Raw genomic sequence first — 15,301 nt, forward strand, 5'->3', positions numbered from 1 at the left:
ACGGGGAGTCGCCGCGGCGGGCGGGAAGGTTGCCGCGGACCTACGGCAGGTCCGGCGGGGGCGTCGGCGCCCCCGGCAGCCGCACCGTCGCGATCGCGCCGCCGCCCTCCGCGCGGGCCAGCGACACCTCGCCGCCCGCCTGCTGGACCGTACGGGCCACGATGGACAGGCCGAGGCCCGAGCCGGGGAGGGCGCGGGCGCTGGGGGAGCGCCAGAAGCGGTCGAAGACGTGCGGGAGTTCCTCGGCCGGGATGCCCGGGCCGTGGTCGCGGACGGTGAGGACGCCGTCGGCGAGCTGCACCTCGATGGTGCCGCCCTCGGGGCTGAACTTCACCGCGTTGTCCAGGATGTTGACCACCGCGCGTTCCAGCGCGGTCGGCTCCGCGCGGACGTACCAGGGCTGCAGGTCGGCCCTGATCGTCAGTTCCGGTCCGCGGAGCCGTGCCCGGCGCAGGGCGGACTCGACGGTGTCCTCCAGCGGCACCACCTGGACGCGTTCGCCGCGCTGGCCCTCCGAGCGGGACAGTTCCTGGAGGTCGCCGATCAGCGCGGCCAGTTCCGTCATCTGCGCCTTCACCGAGGCGAGCAGGGCCTTGCGGTCCTCCGGGGGGATGGGGCGGCCGGTCTCCTCGCTGCGGGTGAGGAGTTCGATGTTGGTGCGCAGGGAGGTCAGGGGGGTGCGCAGCTCGTGGCCGGCGTCGGCGATCAGCTGCTGCTGGAGCTCGCGGGAGCTGGCCAGGGACGAGGTCATCGAGTTGAAGGAGCGGGAGAGGCGGGCGATCTCGTCCTCGCTGTCCTCGTCCACCGGGATGCGCACGTTCAAGTCCTCGGTGCGGGCCACGTGTTCCACGGCGTCGGTGAGCTTGTCCACGGGGCGCAGGCCCGCGCGGGCGACGGCGAGACCGGCGGCTCCGGCACCGAGGACTCCGATGCCGGAGACGAGGAGGAGGATGAGGGCGAGTTCGTTGAGGGTCGACTCGGTGCCCTTGAGGGGGGTCGCCACGAGCAGGGCGACGCCTTGTGAGTCGGCCGCGTCGACGCCCAGGTACAAGGTCAGGACGCGCACGGAGTTGCCGTCCTCGTCGCTGCCGTTGCGAACGGTCGCTTCGTCGCGGGTGGCAGCCTTGATCACGTCCCTGTCGGAGCCGGTGACCTTGACGACGCCCAGGGAGTTGGGGTCGACACAGGGCTCGCCCTCCTCCTTGATCAGCTGGATGTAGTCCTTGGGAATCCACCGCCCCCCGGTGCCCGGCTGCTCGGTCGGCGAGCAGTTCTGAAGGAGCGACGCCACCGTGCCGGGCCGCTTCACCATGTCCCTGAGGTCGCTGTCCACCTGCTCGTACAGCTTCCCCTGCACAATGAACCAGCAGGTCACCGAGACCGCCGCCACCCCGAACGCGACCGCCGCCGCCACCAGCAGCGCCAGCCGGGACCGGATCGGCAGCGCCCGAAAACGCCGTAGCACCCTTCTCACTCCGCGCCGCCCTGCCGCAGCACGTACCCCACACCCCGCACCGTGTGCACGAGCCGCGGCTCGCCGCCCGCCTCCGTCTTGCGCCGCAGGTACATGACGTACACGTCCAGCGAATTCGACGACGGCTCGAAGTCGAAGCCCCACACCGCCTTCAGGATCTGCTCCCGCGTCAGCACCTGGCGCGGGTGCGCCATGAACATCTCCAGCAGGGTGAACTCCGTGCGGGTCAGCTCCACCGGCCGCCCGCCCCGCGTCACCTCCCGCGTCGCCAGGTTCATGCGCAGGTCGGCGAAGGTGAGGGCCTCGTCCTCCTGGACCGCCCCCGCCCCGGCCGCCGCCGCGTACGAGCTGCGCCGCAGCAGGGCGCGGACCCGGGCGAACAGCTCGTCCAGCTCGAACGGCTTGACCAGGTAGTCGTCGGCGCCCGCGTCGAGCCCGGTGACCCGGTCGCCGACCGTGTCGCGGGCCGTCAGCATGAGGATCGGCGTCGTGTCGCCCGCCCCCCGGATGCGGCGAGCGGCGGTCAGCCCGTCCATGCGGGGCATCTGGATGTCGAGGACGACGAGGTCGGGACGGTAGGCCGCCGCCTTCTCCAGGGCGTCCGCGCCGTCGACGGCCACCTCCGTGGCGTACCCCTCGAAGGCGAGACTGCGCTGGAGGGCTTCCCGCACCGCGGGCTCGTCGTCGACGATCAGGATGCGCTGGGGGTCACGGTCGCCATCGGCGGGGCTCATGGGCTCGGGTTCCTCGGGTGCGGAAGGACGGGTCGACGCCTTCAGCGTCGCATGTTCGCAGCGGGGGCGTCGGAGGGACAGGTCAGGCCCGTGCGGGCGTACGGCGGTGGGCGCGGCGGGTGGTCGTACGGCCCGTGGCCAGCTCGGGGGCCCGGGGCGGCGCGGGGGCGTGCAGCTCGTACGCCACCTCCAGGGCCGCCGCGAAGCGCGCCGGGTCGGTGTCGGCGGGGGCCGGGTGCGAGACCTGTTTGATCATGACGTACCCCTCAGTTCTGGGACCCCGACCGCAGCTTCGCGAGGTCGGACTTGACGGTGTTGACCGGGATGGCGAAGCCGAGGCCGACGCTGCCGGCGTCGGAGGAGGCCGAAGCCGACGAGTACATCGCGGAGTTGATGCCGATGATGTCGCCGTTCATGTCGATCAGCGCGCCGCCGGAGTTGCCCGGGTTCAGCGAGGCGTCGGTCTGCAGCGCCTTGTACGTCGTCGTGGACGAGCCGGTGTCGCCGTTGAACTCCTGGCCGCCGAACTCGAACGGCCAGCCCCCGCCGCCCTGCTGCTGTTGCTGCCGGCCCTCGCCGGTGGAGACGGTGACATCGCGGTCGAGCGCCGAGACGATGCCGCTGGTCACGGTGCCGGTCAGGCCCTCGGGCGAGCCGATCGCCACGACCGTGTCACCCACCTGGACGCCGTCGGAGTCGCCGAGGCTCGCCGCCTGCAGTCCCGAGGCGTCCGCGAGCTTGATCAGCGCGAGGTCCTTGCCGCTGTCGGTGCCGACGACCTCGGCGCTGTACTCCTTGCCGTCGCTGGTCGTCACCTTGATCGAGGAGGCGCCGGAGATGACGTGGTTGTTGGTGATGATCTCGCCGTCGCTGGTGATGATCACGCCGGAACCGGTGGACTCACCGGAGTTCGACGTCGCGCTGATCTCGACGATGCTGGGGCTGACCGCCTCGGCGATGGCCGCGATGTCGCCCTTCTTGGCGGCGGGCACCACTCTGGTGGTCGTGGAGCCGGCGGCGACGGTGTCACTGCCGGTCAGTTCCTGGACGGCGTACGCGCTCCCGCCGCCCACGGCCGCGGCCACCAGGGCGACGGCGGCGAGGAGGGCGAGGGGGCCGCGGGCCCGCTTCCTGCGCGGAGTGTCCTCGGCCCGGGTGGCCGGCTGGTATGCCGGCGGAGGCGGCCATTCCGGGTGCACGGAGGCCGAAGCGTGCTGCTCGTACTCGCCGTCGCGGCGGAAGCTCTCGGTCATGTCCATGAGCTTGTCGCCCGACGATGAGAGCTCCCTGAGCGCTTCCTGAGAAGCCCGGCAGAACCTCGTATGCCCGTTGTAAAGGCGGCTACGCGCAGCCGCAGGACTGCCGCACCACGAGCCGCGACGGGAACACCTTCAGCCGCTCCCGCCGGGAACCGGCGACCCGCAGACCGTCGTCCAGCACCAGGTCGACCGCGGCCCGGGCCATGGCGGACCGGTCGCTCGCGACCGTGGTCAGCGGCGGATCCGCCAGGTCCGCCTCCTTGATGTCGTCGAACCCGGCGACGGCCAGCTCGCCCGGCACCTCGATGCGCAGCTCCCGGGCGGCCCGCAGCACACCGATCGCCTGGTCGTCGGTGGAGCAGAAGATCGCCGGCGGACGCCGGGGCCCGGCGAGGATCTCCAGCGCTATCCGGTAGGCGTCGTACCGGTTGTACGGCGCCTCGAAGAGCCGTCCCTCGGTCGGGAGGCCGGCCTCCTCCATCGCCCGCTTCCAGCCCTCGACGTGGTCGGAGACCGGGTCGCCGACCGAAGGGGTCTCGGCGGTGCCGCCCATACAGGCGACGTAGTCGTAGCCGTGCTCCAGCAGATGCCGGACGGCGAGCTGGGCGCCGCCGAGGTCGTCGGTGACGACGGCGACGTCGTCGATCGCCTCGGGGCGTTCGTGGAGCAGCACCACCCGGGCGTCCCAGGCGTCGATCTCCGCGGCGGCCAGGTCGTTCAGCGCGTGGCTGACCAGGATCAGACCGGAGACCCGCATCCCCAGGAAGGCCCGCAGATAGTGGACCTCGCGCTCGCCGACGTAGTCGGTGTTGCCGACCAGGACCATCTTCCCGCGCTCGGAGGCGGCCTGCTCGACCGCGTGCGCCATCTCCCCGAAGAAGGGCTGGCGCGCGTCCGGGATGATCAGGCCTATGAGGTCCGTGCGCCGCGAGGCCATGGCCTGCGCGACCCGGTCGGGCCGGTACCCCAGCTCCTTGATCGCGGCGAGGACACGCTCGCGGGTGGCCGGGGCAACCGGCCGGGGTCCGTTGTTGATGACATAGCTGACGACGGCAGTGGAGGTTCCTGCCAGCCGCGCCACGTCATCCCTGGTTACCTTGGCCACGCGCGGAGTCTACGCGGATGGACCCGCTCTGGGCAGGGCGTAAAGCAGCCCGGCCGCACCCTGCCCGAGCGCGGTCCGGGAGTCCTAGGCGTCCGCACTGACCTCGACACCGTCCAGGACGGCCGTCTCGTCCGCATCCTCCGCCTTTTGCGGTGCCGCCTTGGCCCGCGCCTCCTCGGCGCCGCGCTCGCTCTTCTCGGGCGTAACGAATCGATAACCCACGTTCCGGACCGTGCCGATCAGCGACTCGTGCTCCGGGCCGAGCTTGGCGCGCAGGCGCCGGACGTGCACGTCGACCGTGCGGGTGCCGCCGAAGTAGTCGTAGCCCCAGACCTCCTGGAGCAGCTGCGCGCGGGTGAAGACGCGGCCCGGGTGCTGGGCTAGGTATTTGAGGAGCTCGAACTCCTTGAAGGTGAGGTCGAGGACCCGGCCCTTGAGCTTCGCGGAGTAGGTCGCCTCGTCGACGGAGAGGTCGCCGTTGCGGATCTCCATGGGGGAGTCGTCGTTGACGATCTGCTGGCGGCCCATGGCCAGTCGCAGCCGCGCCTCGACCTCCGCCGGTCCTGCGGTGTCCAGGAGCACGTCGTCGATGCCCCAGTCGGCGGTGACGGCGGCGAGACCGCCCTCGGTGACGACGAGGATGAGCGGGCAGCCGGGGCCGGTGGAGCGCAGCAGCTGGCACAGGCTGCGCACCTGCGGCAGATCACGGCGGCCGTCGATCAGGATGACGTCGGCGCCCGGGGTGTCGACGAGGGCGGGGCCCTCGGCCGGGGCCACGCGCACGTTGTGCAGGAGCAGGCCGAGAGCCGGGAGCACCTCCGTCGACGGCTGGAGGGCATTGGTCAGGAGCAGCAGAGAACTCATACGTCTGGTTCCTCCTCGGTCCCTGCGAGGACGTTTGCGGCACAGCGGTACAGCTCTGCCTCCCGAAGGCTCCGTACACCCGCGGTTTCCCGCGTCGTATACAACGCTTCCGAAAGCACAAAAGGACCCGGGGGCTTCGCTGCCCGAGTCCTCTGCCCAGCACAATAGCCCACATGAGGACTGGTCCGGCAGGTCATGTGGCGCGTTCGACGCCTGTTCCGAACTCTGAGACGACCAGACGCCCCCCTATGCGGACGTTTCTGCGCACCGACGACGGAGTGGCCATCGATTCCGTATACGAACCGGGCCGGTCCGTGTACGACGCCGGAACGACACCTTCCGATGGCCCGGTGTTCGTGGTCGCGCACGGCTTCACGGGCGATGTGGAGCGCCCGCACGTGCGCCGGGTGGCGACCGCGTTCGCGCAGTACGGGGCCGTGGTCACGTTCTCCTTCCGGGGCCACGGCCGCTCGGGCGGGCGGTCGACGGTGGGGGACCGGGAGGTGCTCGACCTGGCGGCCGCGGTGGCGTGGGCGCGGGACCTCGGGCACGCGCGCGTGGTGACGGTGGGCTTCTCCATGGGCGGGTCCGTGGTGCTGCGGCACGGGGCGCTGTACGGACCCGGGGGCCCGATGCGCGAGGGGCGCACGGAAGCGCGTACGGACGCGGTGGTCTCGGTCAGTGCCCCCGCCCGCTGGTACTACCGGGGCACGGCCCCTATGCGGCGCCTGCACTGGCTGGTAACCCGCCCCGAGGGCCGCCTGGTGGGCCGCTACGGACTGCGGACCCGCATCCACCACCGGGACTGGAGCCCGGTGCCGCTCTCCCCGGTGGAGTCGGTGCCGGGGATCGCCCCGGCCCCGCTGCTGATCGTGCACGGCGACCGCGACGGCTACTTCCCGCTCGACCACCCGCGCATGCTGGCCGAGGCCGCCGGTGACCACGGCGAACTGTGGCTGGAGCCGGGCATGGGCCACGCCGAGCACGCGGCCACCGACGACCTGCTGGCCCGCATCGGTCACTGGGCCGTCGGCCGGGCGGGCTAGCCTGGCCCTGCCGGCAGGTGCGGAAACCTGTCGGCGGCCGAAGGGACAGAGGAACGGGATGGCAAAGGTCACGGTGCGCTACTGGGCCGCCGCGAAGGCCGCGGCCGGGGTCGCGCAGGAGCCGTACGAGGCGGCCACGCTCGCCGACGCGCTCGCCGCGGTGCGGGCGCGACACCCCGGGGAACTCTCGCGCGTCCTGCTGCGATGCTCCTTCCTCATCGACGGTGACCCCGTGGGTACCCGCGAGCATGAGACGGTACGGCTGGCCGACGGCGGCACGGTCGAGGTGCTCCCGCCGTTCGCAGGAGGATGAGCGATGACCAACCAGCCGTACCACGGCGAACAGCCCTACCAGGGTGAGCAGTCGTACCAAGGTGAGCAGCCCTACCAGGGCGACCAGCGGTACCAGGGCAGCCAGCCGTATCAGGGCGGCCAGCCGTATCAGGGCGGGTACGACGCCTACGACCCGTACGGGCAGCAGCAGGCGCAGGCCCAGCAGGGGTGGCAGGGGTACGAGGACCCGCAGGCCGCCCAGCAGTACACCCAGCAGTGGCAGGGGCAGACCTGGGAGACGCAGGTCCAGGCACCGGTGTCGGCGGCGGAGACGGCGTACCTGCCCCAGCAGGGGCACCAGCCCTACGCGGCCCCGCTGCCCCCGGAGGCCCCGGCCCCGGAACCGGCCCGGACGCCGGCCCCGGACCCCGCGGCCGGCGAGTCCGGCTACGGCCCGGCCACCATCGCAGGCAACCCCCGCGTCACCGACGCCCAGCGGGCGCGCCTGGAGGGGCGTTCGCCGGTCATCGAGCCCGGCATGCAGCCCGCGGCGCTGACGGCCCTGCTGGGACTGCTCCTGTCGGGCACCGCCGCGATCGGCACGTACGCCCTCCTCGTCCCGTTGGTCGTCCTCCAGGCCGTCACCGCGGCCGGCTGGTTCCGGCTGAACGGCATGTGGCCGGCCCGCCAGGGCATCGCGCTGGCCTTCGCGGGCGCCCTGACGGCGGACGTGGCGCTGCTCGTCGCGGACCGCGCCCCGTCGGCGATCCTCGGCACCCTCGGCGTCTGGGTCCTGCTGGCCCTGGTCCTCCAGCTCCGCTCGCACGCCGACCCGGACGAGCGGATGTACGGCCTGATGGCGACGGTCGCCTCGGCGGCCCTGGCCATCGTGGCGGCCGGGTACCTGGCCGCGGCGGCGGACGCGGTGACGGTGGGCGCGGCGGCGGTGGCGGTCGCCCTGGTGGCCCGGGCCCTTCCGCTGCCCACCGCGGCCTCGGTGATCGTCTCCCTGCTCGCCGCGGCGGGTGCGGGCATCGCGGTCGGCGGGCTGACGGACGTGGGCGCCCAGGGCGCGCTGCTCGGCGCGGCGGCGGGCGGCTGCGCGCTGATCGGCCACCGGGTGGCGAGCTACGACTACCCGTCGAGGTTCGTCCACTTCACCGCGGGCGTGGCACTGCCGCTGGCGGCCGCGGCACCGGCGGTCTACGTGCTGGGACGGGCGCTGGGATAGCGCGTTCGCCTGTCACAGGTGATCGACAATCCGGCGGGCCCCCGACATCGCGGGGTTACTCTCCCCCCAGGGCGGCCACCCGGTCGTCGTGACCGCCTGGGTAGGGGAAACCGACAATGCGCGCACTGCGGATACTGCTGATCGTCGTCGTGGTACTCGGCGGCCTCTTCGTGCTCGCCGACCGGCTGGCCGTCGGGTTCGCCGAGGACGAGGTCGCCGAGAAACTGAAGAACACGGAGAACCTCGCCACCACCCCCGACGTGTCCATCAACGGCTTCCCCTTCCTCACCCAGGTGGCCGGCGGTGAACTGGACGACGTCGAGGTCGGCATCGCGGACTACGAGGCCGCCGCGGGCACCGGCGAGACCATCCGCATCGACGATCTCCAGGCGAACATGAGGGGCGTGCGGTTCTCCGGCGACTACAGCTCCGCCACCGCGGCCACCGCGAACGGCACCGCGAGCATCTCCTACGACGAACTGCTCAAGGCCGCCGAGTCGGAACCGCGGCAGATCTTCCCCGGGGCGACCGCCGAGGTCGTCGGCCTCTCCGACGGCGGCAACGGCAAGATCAAGGTGAACGTCAGGGTCGAGGCCGCGGGCCTGGCGCGGACCTACCCCGTGCTCAGCACGGTCACCGTCGACGGTGACATCGTGAAGGTGCACGCCGACAACCTGCCGAACCTGGTCGTCGAGGTGGCGGAGGGCGAGGTCCGCTCGATCACCGACTTCGAGCAGCGGATCGACGGGTTGCCGGGCGGCATCCAGCTGGACAAGGTCGAGGCGGCGGAGAACGGCGTGGAGATCGCGGTGCGGGGTTCGAACGTCCGGCTCGCGGGGTAATACGCCCGTTGGTGAACGCCCGGTGTCCGAGGGGCGAGACGGCGCCGTCCGCAGCGTAGATGTGACGACGGATACAGGGGGCCGAAAGCCGTACGGGGCAGGGCCCGGCCCCTCATTCATCCCACATCCCGGACGATCGTGTCTCAGCATGCGACACGCCGGTGACACGCATGGCCGTCTCTCCCTACGATCGCAGCTATGAAGCGACAGGCGGATCTCACGAAGCGGCGGGCAGTAGACCTGTGCCGCGTCGCCGCCATGCTCTGTCGCCCCTTCTGAGCGAAGAGCGCCGACTCCTCGCATCCCCCGCCGCCCTGCCCAGGGCATTCGTGCGCCGCCGCACCCGGAACGCGCACCCCTCTCACTTGCACGCCCCGCCGCAACTGCCCCGGAGGAGAACAAGCATGAGCCGCAGCGACGTCCTGGTCGACGCCGACTGGCTCCAGGAGCACCTGGACGACAGCAACATCGCGATCGTGGAGGTGGACGAGGACACGTCCGCCTACGAGAAGAACCACATCAAGAACGCGATCCGCATCGACTGGACCAAGGACCTGCAGGACCCGGTCCGCCGCGACTTCATCGACCAGGAGGGCTTCGAGAAGCTCCTGTCGGCGAAGGGCATCGCCAACGACACGCTGGTGATCCTCTACGGCGGCAACAACAACTGGTTCGCGTCGTACGCCTACTGGTACTTCAAGCTGTACGGCCACGAGAACGTCAAGCTCCTCGACGGCGGCCGCAAGAAGTGGGAGCTGGACGCCCGCGAGCTGGTCGACGGCACCGAGGTGCCCGAGCGTTCGGCGACCCAGTACAAGGCCAAGGCCCAGGACACCTCCATCCGCGCCTTCCGGGACGACGTGGTCGCCGCGATCGGTTCGCAGAACCTGGTCGACGTGCGCTCGCCCGACGAGTTCTCCGGCAAGCTGCTCGCCCCGGCCCACCTGCCGCAGGAGCAGTCGCAGCGCCCGGGCCACGTCCCGTCCGCCCGCAACATCCCGTGGTCGAAGAACGCCAACGACGACGGCACCTTCAAGTCGGACGAGGAGCTCAAGGAGCTCTACGCCGAGGAGCAGGTCGACCTGACCAAGGACACCATCGCCTACTGCCGGATCGGTGAGCGCTCGGCGCTGACCTGGTTCGTGCTGCACGAGCTGCTCGGCGTGGAGAACGTCAAGAACTACGACGGCTCCTGGACCGAGTACGGCTCCCTCGTCGGCGTGCCGATCGAGCTCGGCGCCAACAAGTAGCCCCGACCTTCCAGACCCCTCAGGAGATTCACATGTGCGGAGCGAAGGCCGGCGGCCCCGACGCCTCGACGATCAAGCCCGGTGAGACCACCATCCAGGGCCAGGTGACGAAGGACGGCGAGCCCATCGTCGGCTACGTCCGGCTGCTGGACTCGACCGGCGAGTTCACCGCGGAGGTCCCCACCTCCGCCACGGGCCAGTTCCGCTTCTACGCGGCCGAGGGCACGTGGACCGTGCGGGCGCTGGTGCCCGGCGGCACCGCGGACCGTACCGTCGTCGCCCAGCAGGGCGGCCTGGCGGAGGTCGCGATCGCGGTCTGAGGACCCCTGTACGGCCGAAGGGCCGCACCCCCGGGTTGGACGCCGGGGTGCGGCCCTTCCGCCTGTCCGGACCTACCCTGGAGGTATGTACGCACGGCGGCGTCGTCTGTACTTCGCCATGATGGGCAGCTGCATCGTGCTGTTCGTCCTGGCCTGGGCCGTCGTACGCCTGTGGTCGGTGCCGGTGGCGGTGGGCATGTGCGTGGTGGCGATGGTGATCCCGCCGCTGGCCGCGGTGATCGCCAACCGGCGGGGTCCCGACGACCGCTGGTGGGACGACCCCTCCGGTGACCCGAAGTCCGACGAGTGGTGGGACGAACTGGACGGCAGGAACCGTCCGCGGTCTCAGTAGGTCTCGGTAGGTCTCAGTAGACGAGCGCCTGCGTCTCGTCCCCCAGCGCCTCCTGGACGAACACCTGCGCGCCCGCGATGCGTACGCCGTCCAGGACGTCCTTCTCGGTGATGTCCCGGCGTGCCGCGCACTGCGTGCACAGGGTCACCCGGCCGCCCGCCAGGAGCGAGTCGAGCAGGTCGGGCAGCGGGGCCGCGTGCGGCAGTTCGAACTCGGCGGCCCGGCCCGGGAGGGCGAACCACGCGGACTCCCCGGTCAGCCACAGGGAGACCTCGACCCCGCTGGCGACGGCCACTGCCGCCACCGTGAACGCCTGTGAGCAGCGCTCGGGGGCGTCCGCTCCGGCCGTCACCTTGATCACGAGCTTCTTCGCCATGGCTGAATCGTAATCAACTCTCCTACAACCAAGAGCTTTGGCCATGGGTCTCCTGTGAACGCGCATACGGAATGCGTGCTTCACGTTCTGTGGGGGGACGTTGTGGAAGTACCCGAAGAGGCGGCCCCTGAGCCGTCCCGCCCGCGCCGCCGTGGGCGTACGACGCTGCTGCTCACCGGCGCGGCCCTGCTCGGCCTGGTGGCCGGCACCTGCGTCGGCTATCTCGTCCAGGCCGACCGCGCGCCGACACGGCTGCCGTCGCTCTCGCAGCCGGAGCTGACGCAGGCCCGGGGCAAGGGCCCGGCGCCGCTGTCCGCCGCGCACGATCGGCAGGTCAGGACCGACGGCGATCTGCGCAAGCTGCTGCTGAAGAAGCCGGCCGGAGCGAAGAAGGCCCAGTGGCTCGACGGCTCCGACGGCTGGATGGACCTGGCCAGTTACGCCGAGACCTTCGGTGGGCCGGAAGGCGCGTACCGGAACATGGCCTCCACCTTCCGCCGCGCGGCCGTCACCGCCTGGGAGACCGACTCGTACACCGTCGAGATCCGGCTGGTCCAGTACCGGCAGGAGGAGTTCATGGCCGCCAGGAACTCCGCGCGGGACGGCCAGTACTGGGCCGACGGCAGCCATCCCTGGTCCGAGGGCGACGAGAACACCGACAGCTGGACCGTCCCGGGCACCGAGGACGGCATGGCCTACGTCCACACGGTCCCGGATTCCGAGCCGGGCTACGAGCCCCTCTACGCGGCGGAGGCCCACGCCTGGCGCGGCGACATCGCCGTGGAGATCTGGGTCTACAGCCCGACCCCGATCACCAAGAAGACCATCCTGCCCCTGGCCGAACGCCAAATGGAGCGGCTGTGACCACACCAAAAACCGCCCCGGAACCCGGATCCGGATCAGATGCCGCCACCCAGCCCGGGGCAGAGGCCGGGGCTGAGACTGAGCCCGGCCCCGGGCCCGAGCCGGCGACCGAAGCCGAGACGGCAACCGAGACGGTGAGCGAGTCCGGACACGAGGCCGACGTCGAGACCACGCCCACGCCCGGGACCCGGCCTGAGACCGCCGACGAGGCTGAATCCGGAACCGAGCCCGGGATCGAGACCACACCCGCAGCGGCAACCGGGCCCGGGTCCGAGGCCGAGACCGCAGCCGCGGCGGCAACCGGGACCGGGACCGGGTCCGGGTCCGGGTCTGGGTCTGGGGCCGAGTCCGAGTCCAAGGCCGATACCGGGACCAGCGCCGGGACTGAGACCGCGATTGGGATCGGAACCGGGACCGTGACCGAGTCGGGGGTCGAGTCCGGGACTGAGGCCCCGGCCGCGATTCGATCCGAGTCGGAGACCGTGACGAAGACCGCGACCGCAGCCGCAGCGGCAACCGGGACCGCGTTCGGGTCCGGGCCCGAGGCTGGGCCTGAGGCCGCGACGGCAACCGCTCCCGCGACCGTGGTCGGGACCGAGTCCGGGGCCCCGGCCCGGTCCGGCTCCACGAAGGTGATCGGGTCCGGGGCCAACACCGGGCCCGAGGCCGCAGCCGCGACCGCGATCGGATCCGAGCCCGGGTCCGGGGTTGAGACCGCGACCGCGACCAGGATCGGGTCTGGGGTTGAGATCGCCGCCGCGACCGTGTCCGAGTCGGTGTCTCCGCCTGCCTCAGGAGCCGAGTCTGCGACCGCGATCGAGCCCGAGTCCGAGCCCGAGTCCGGGCCCGAGGCCGCAGCCGCGACCGCCGGGGTCGGGGTCATAGGCGGCGGGCAGGGTTCGGGGGGCAGGAAGGCTCCTCGGCTTGGGCGAGTTGTTCGGGTCGGTGGGGTTCTGTTGTTGGTTGCGGCCGTGGTTGTCGGGGTTGGGCATACCGTCGTGACCGTGCGGGGGGCCGAGCGGGATGCGGGGGCGCCTGTGTGGGTGTATCCGGAGGGTGACGGGCCCGCTCGTGAGAACCGGGCGGAACGGCCCTCCGGGCTTGCCGGGAGCCTCGTGCCGTATGGCACCCGGGGGTGGGAACGGGGGCCCGACCTCGGGGAGTTCGGTTCCGACGTGTCGCTCGGCGGGGCCCAGGCCACCGCCCTGCGCAAGGAGTCCCTGCGCGGTCTGCCCCGCACCCAGCGCCGGCAGCTGGAGGAGCAGATCGACAAGGCACGGATCACCGGCATGGCGATGCGCAGCTACGTCGACACGGAGAACGGCGGCGCGTTCACCGCGAGCGTCGTGCTGTCCCAGATGGAGAACCGCTCCACCGTCCGGGGCAGCTCGACCTTCCAGAGCGAGCTCCTCGACTCCCTGGGCTTCTTCCGGGACGGCCCGAAGATCAAGGGCTACAAGAACGCCCGCTGCTTCCTGTCCCCGAAGGACGAGGACGTGGCCCTGGACTACCTGTACTGCTCCGCCTACCAGGGCGACGTCCTGATCACCGTCACCGCGGACGGTGTCGGACCACTGGACACCGACGGCATCGCGGACCTGCTGCGCGTCCAGCTCGACCGCATCGCCGAACCGGGGAAGGCAGTATGAGCGTGCACGAAGACCAGGCGCCCGTGATGGTCATCGACCGCGAGGAGTCCGACGTACCGCCGCCCGTCCCGGCCCCGGCCGCCAAGGTTCCCAAGGACCGCCGGGTGCTGCGCGCCGTCCTGCGCTGGACCGCCGCCGTCACCGTCTTCGCGGCCGTCGGTGCCGCGTCCGCGTACGGCATCACACGGATGGAGCGGACCGACGTACCGGGCCTGGCGACCGCCTCGGACGGGCGCTGGGACTACCCCACGCTCACCCGGCCCCCGCTGCCCTCCGGCAGCCCGGGTCCGCTCGCCGAGGACAACCCGGCCGGCACGCACCACGCCGACCTGCGCGCCCTGCTCCTGCCCGCGCCCGAGGGCGCCACGGAGAACAAGGCGCTGCGCGGCGACGACGGCTGGCTGGCGACTAAGGAGTTCCTGTCGCTGTTCCCCGACCGGGCGGAGCGCGAGGAACTGGGGCAGAAGCTCGTCGACCACGGCCTGCGGCACATCGCCGCCCGCGGCTGGACCACCACCGACGGCACCAGCACCCAGGTGTACCTGCTGCAGTTCGGCACCGCGGAGGTCGTGGACGAGCTGACGTCCGGCAGCATCGCCCCGGCCGGCGGCCCGGCCTACCGGGTGCGCGGCGACACGTTCTCCGAGTACGACGAGGGCTTCGCGCAGATCGAACGGCTGCCGGAGATCATGCGGTACGTCTACGCGGAGGCCGAGCCGTACGGCGCCCAGCAGGTCAGGCAGGCGTACGTGACCGCCGGTGACGTCCTCGCGCTCGTCGTCCAGTCCCGCAAGGGCAAGGCGCTGACCGTCCCCTTCCGGCAGACCGTCACCCTGCAGAGCCAGCTGCTGGGCTGACCTCGCCACGTGGGCCGGGCCCCGGCCGCGTAAGCTGGGGCCCGGCCTTTGTGCAATCGCCCCGTAGCTCACCAAGGAGCGTCCCGTGATCCTCTTCTTCGAGATCCTGCTGGTTCTGGTCGCCATCGGCGTCCTCGGCTTCGCCGGACTGACCGTGAAGAAGCTGTACCAGGGCCAGCGCTGACCCCCGTCTAGGAACTGCCACCCATGATCGAGATTCCGTCCGACCTCCACAAGGACCTCGTCCCGCTCGCCTTCCTGCTCGGCAACTGGGCCGGTGCGGGCGTGCACGACTTCCCCGGCTCCGAGAAGTGCAACTTCGGACAGGAGGTCGCCTTCACGCACGACGGCCGGGACTTCCTGGAGTACCGGTCCCACACCTGGGTGCTGGACAACGACGGGAACAAGGTCAGGCCCCTGGAGTCGGAGCACGGCTTCTGGCGGATCGACGCCGACCGCAAGGTCGAGGTGACGATGACCCGCGACGACGGCGTCATCGAGATCTGGTACGGCGCGCTGGCCGACAAGAAGCCCCAGATCGACCTGGTCACGGACGCGGTGGCCCGTACGGCCGCCTCCGCCCCCTACACCGGCGGCAAGCGTCTGTACGGCTACGTCAAGAGCGACCTGATGTGGGTCGGCGAGAAGCAGACCCCCGAGGTCGAGCTGCGCCCCTACATGTCGGCGCACCTGAAGAAGGTCGTCACCCCCGAGGACGTCGAGCGCTGGGCCAAGGCCCTCCCGGACGACATGCCCGACGACGGGATCGCATTCTTCAAGTAGGCCTGTCGTGAGATAGCTCTAG

General features: G+C 71.4%; 19 protein-coding genes. 12 read left to right on the plus strand and 7 right to left on the minus strand.

The annotated features are described in order from the left end of the window. Positions 1–40: 40 nt before the first annotated feature. The 6 genes from ACWD11_RS14300 to ACWD11_RS14325 all read right to left on the minus strand — a co-directional run bounded on the left by ACWD11_RS14300 (position 41) and on the right by ACWD11_RS14325 (position 5,436). Positions 41–1,474 (minus strand): HAMP domain-containing sensor histidine kinase, encoded by a 1,434-nt coding sequence (locus ACWD11_RS14300; RefSeq protein ID WP_389418020.1) that lies wholly within the window; start codon positions 1,472–1,474, stop codon positions 41–43. After that, the gene (locus ACWD11_RS14305; RefSeq protein WP_389418021.1) at positions 1,471–2,208 is read right to left on the minus strand and encodes a response regulator transcription factor; all 738 of its coding nucleotides are present in this window, start codon (positions 2,206–2,208) and stop codon (positions 1,471–1,473) included. Before ACWD11_RS14305 ends, ACWD11_RS14300 begins: the two co-directional genes overlap by 4 nt. An 82-nt stretch (positions 2,209–2,290) precedes the next feature. Then, positions 2,291–2,464: a hypothetical protein gene (locus ACWD11_RS14310; RefSeq protein ID WP_389418023.1), complete on the minus strand. Its 174-nt coding sequence runs from the start codon at positions 2,462–2,464 to the stop codon at positions 2,291–2,293. A gap of 10 nt (positions 2,465–2,474) precedes the next feature. Further along, positions 2,475–3,461: a S1C family serine protease gene (locus ACWD11_RS14315; RefSeq protein ID WP_451283182.1), complete on the minus strand. Its 987-nt coding sequence runs from the start codon at positions 3,459–3,461 to the stop codon at positions 2,475–2,477. Positions 3,462–3,549: 88 nt separating this feature from the next. Next, positions 3,550–4,572, minus strand: a complete 1,023-nt coding sequence (locus tag ACWD11_RS14320) for a LacI family DNA-binding transcriptional regulator (RefSeq protein WP_389418025.1) — start codon at positions 4,570–4,572, stop codon at positions 3,550–3,552. An 84-nt stretch (positions 4,573–4,656) separates the two neighbouring features. Further along, on the minus strand, positions 4,657–5,436 hold the full coding sequence (locus ACWD11_RS14325; RefSeq protein WP_389418026.1) for a winged helix-turn-helix transcriptional regulator: 780 nt from the start codon (positions 5,434–5,436) through the stop codon (positions 4,657–4,659). A 173-nt stretch (positions 5,437–5,609) separates the two neighbouring features. Between ACWD11_RS14325 and ACWD11_RS14330 the strand changes: the two genes are divergently transcribed. From ACWD11_RS14330 to ACWD11_RS14365, 8 genes are all read left to right on the plus strand, one after another. Beyond that, complete coding sequence (locus tag ACWD11_RS14330; RefSeq protein WP_389418027.1) at positions 5,610–6,482, plus strand: alpha/beta hydrolase; 873 nt, start codon at positions 5,610–5,612, stop codon at positions 6,480–6,482. Between the two features lie 58 nt (positions 6,483–6,540). Continuing rightward, the gene (locus tag ACWD11_RS14335; protein WP_451283185.1) at positions 6,541–6,795 is read left to right on the plus strand and encodes a MoaD/ThiS family protein; all 255 of its coding nucleotides are present in this window, start codon (positions 6,541–6,543) and stop codon (positions 6,793–6,795) included. 3 nt (positions 6,796–6,798) lie between these two features. Further along, positions 6,799–7,986, plus strand: a complete 1,188-nt coding sequence (locus ACWD11_RS14340) for a hypothetical protein (RefSeq protein ID WP_451283187.1) — start codon at positions 6,799–6,801, stop codon at positions 7,984–7,986. A gap of 116 nt (positions 7,987–8,102) precedes the next feature. Further along, positions 8,103–8,828, plus strand: a complete 726-nt coding sequence (locus ACWD11_RS14345) for an LmeA family phospholipid-binding protein (protein WP_451283188.1) — start codon at positions 8,103–8,105, stop codon at positions 8,826–8,828. A gap of 198 nt (positions 8,829–9,026) precedes the next feature. Further along, positions 9,027–9,107, plus strand: a complete 81-nt coding sequence (locus ACWD11_RS14350) for an Ms5788A family Cys-rich leader peptide (RefSeq protein WP_350751515.1) — start codon at positions 9,027–9,029, stop codon at positions 9,105–9,107. 125 nt (positions 9,108–9,232) lie between these two features. Continuing rightward, positions 9,233–10,078 (plus strand): sulfurtransferase, encoded by an 846-nt coding sequence (locus ACWD11_RS14355; protein ID WP_451283190.1) that lies wholly within the window; start codon positions 9,233–9,235, stop codon positions 10,076–10,078. Between the two features lie 32 nt (positions 10,079–10,110). Further along, positions 10,111–10,398: a DUF1416 domain-containing protein gene (locus tag ACWD11_RS14360; RefSeq protein ID WP_015659522.1), complete on the plus strand. Its 288-nt coding sequence runs from the start codon at positions 10,111–10,113 to the stop codon at positions 10,396–10,398. Between the two features lie 85 nt (positions 10,399–10,483). Then, complete coding sequence (locus ACWD11_RS14365) at positions 10,484–10,750, plus strand: DUF3099 domain-containing protein (RefSeq protein WP_389418032.1); 267 nt, start codon at positions 10,484–10,486, stop codon at positions 10,748–10,750. A 13-nt stretch (positions 10,751–10,763) separates the two neighbouring features. On the opposite strand, the gene ACWD11_RS14370 is transcribed toward ACWD11_RS14365, so the two are convergent. After that, positions 10,764–11,126, minus strand: a complete 363-nt coding sequence (locus ACWD11_RS14370) for a DsrE family protein (RefSeq protein ID WP_351984740.1) — start codon at positions 11,124–11,126, stop codon at positions 10,764–10,766. 102 nt (positions 11,127–11,228) lie between these two features. On the opposite strand from ACWD11_RS14370, the gene ACWD11_RS14375 reads away from it, so the two are divergent. The 4 genes from ACWD11_RS14375 to ACWD11_RS14390 all read left to right on the plus strand — a co-directional run bounded on the left by ACWD11_RS14375 (position 11,229) and on the right by ACWD11_RS14390 (position 15,279). After that, positions 11,229–11,990, plus strand: coding sequence for a hypothetical protein (locus ACWD11_RS14375; RefSeq protein WP_451283193.1), 762 nt, complete (start codon positions 11,229–11,231; stop codon positions 11,988–11,990). A 1,115-nt stretch (positions 11,991–13,105) separates the two neighbouring features. Beyond that, the gene (locus ACWD11_RS14380) at positions 13,106–13,639 is read left to right on the plus strand and encodes a hypothetical protein (RefSeq protein WP_389418035.1); all 534 of its coding nucleotides are present in this window, start codon (positions 13,106–13,108) and stop codon (positions 13,637–13,639) included. Continuing rightward, on the plus strand, positions 13,636–14,496 hold the full coding sequence (locus tag ACWD11_RS14385; RefSeq protein ID WP_389418036.1) for a hypothetical protein: 861 nt from the start codon (positions 13,636–13,638) through the stop codon (positions 14,494–14,496). Before ACWD11_RS14380 ends, ACWD11_RS14385 begins: the two co-directional genes overlap by 4 nt. A 207-nt stretch (positions 14,497–14,703) precedes the next feature. After that, positions 14,704–15,279 carry an FABP family protein gene (locus ACWD11_RS14390; protein ID WP_389418037.1) on the plus strand — a complete coding sequence of 192 codons (576 nt, stop codon included), beginning with the start codon at positions 14,704–14,706 and terminating at the stop codon, positions 15,277–15,279. The last annotated feature ends 22 nt before the right edge of the window (positions 15,280–15,301 follow it).

This window comes from Streptomyces sp. NPDC002776 (assembly GCF_053592195.1).

Bases quoted from the DNA above. Each gene is read 5' to 3' on its own strand.
- ACWD11_RS14335 (WP_451283185.1), top strand. From the start codon at position 6,541: ATGGCAAAGGTCACGGTGCGCTACTGGGCCGCCGCGAAGGCCGCGGCC.
- ACWD11_RS14390 (WP_389418037.1), top strand. From the start codon at position 14,704: ATGATCGAGATTCCGTCCGACCTCCACAAGGACCTCGTCCCGCTCGCC.
- ACWD11_RS14330 (WP_389418027.1), top strand. From the start codon at position 5,610: ATGAGGACTGGTCCGGCAGGTCATGTGGCGCGTTCGACGCCTGTTCCG.
- ACWD11_RS14325 (WP_389418026.1), bottom strand. From the start codon at position 5,436: ATGAGTTCTCTGCTGCTCCTGACCAATGCCCTCCAGCCGTCGACGGAG.
- ACWD11_RS14310 (WP_389418023.1), bottom strand. From the start codon at position 2,464: ATGATCAAACAGGTCTCGCACCCGGCCCCCGCCGACACCGACCCGGCG.
- ACWD11_RS14370 (WP_351984740.1), bottom strand. From the start codon at position 11,126: ATGGCGAAGAAGCTCGTGATCAAGGTGACGGCCGGAGCGGACGCCCCC.
- ACWD11_RS14315 (WP_451283182.1), bottom strand. From the start codon at position 3,461: ATGACCGAGAGCTTCCGCCGCGACGGCGAGTACGAGCAGCACGCTTCG.
- ACWD11_RS14345 (WP_451283188.1), top strand. From the start codon at position 8,103: ATGCGCGCACTGCGGATACTGCTGATCGTCGTCGTGGTACTCGGCGGC.
- ACWD11_RS14340 (WP_451283187.1), top strand. From the start codon at position 6,799: ATGACCAACCAGCCGTACCACGGCGAACAGCCCTACCAGGGTGAGCAG.
- ACWD11_RS14365 (WP_389418032.1), top strand. From the start codon at position 10,484: ATGTACGCACGGCGGCGTCGTCTGTACTTCGCCATGATGGGCAGCTGC.
- ACWD11_RS14360 (WP_015659522.1), top strand. From the start codon at position 10,111: ATGTGCGGAGCGAAGGCCGGCGGCCCCGACGCCTCGACGATCAAGCCC.
- ACWD11_RS14355 (WP_451283190.1), top strand. From the start codon at position 9,233: ATGAGCCGCAGCGACGTCCTGGTCGACGCCGACTGGCTCCAGGAGCAC.
- ACWD11_RS14385 (WP_389418036.1), top strand. From the start codon at position 13,636: ATGAGCGTGCACGAAGACCAGGCGCCCGTGATGGTCATCGACCGCGAG.
- ACWD11_RS14305 (WP_389418021.1), bottom strand. From the start codon at position 2,208: ATGAGCCCCGCCGATGGCGACCGTGACCCCCAGCGCATCCTGATCGTC.
- ACWD11_RS14350 (WP_350751515.1), top strand. From the start codon at position 9,027: ATGAAGCGACAGGCGGATCTCACGAAGCGGCGGGCAGTAGACCTGTGC.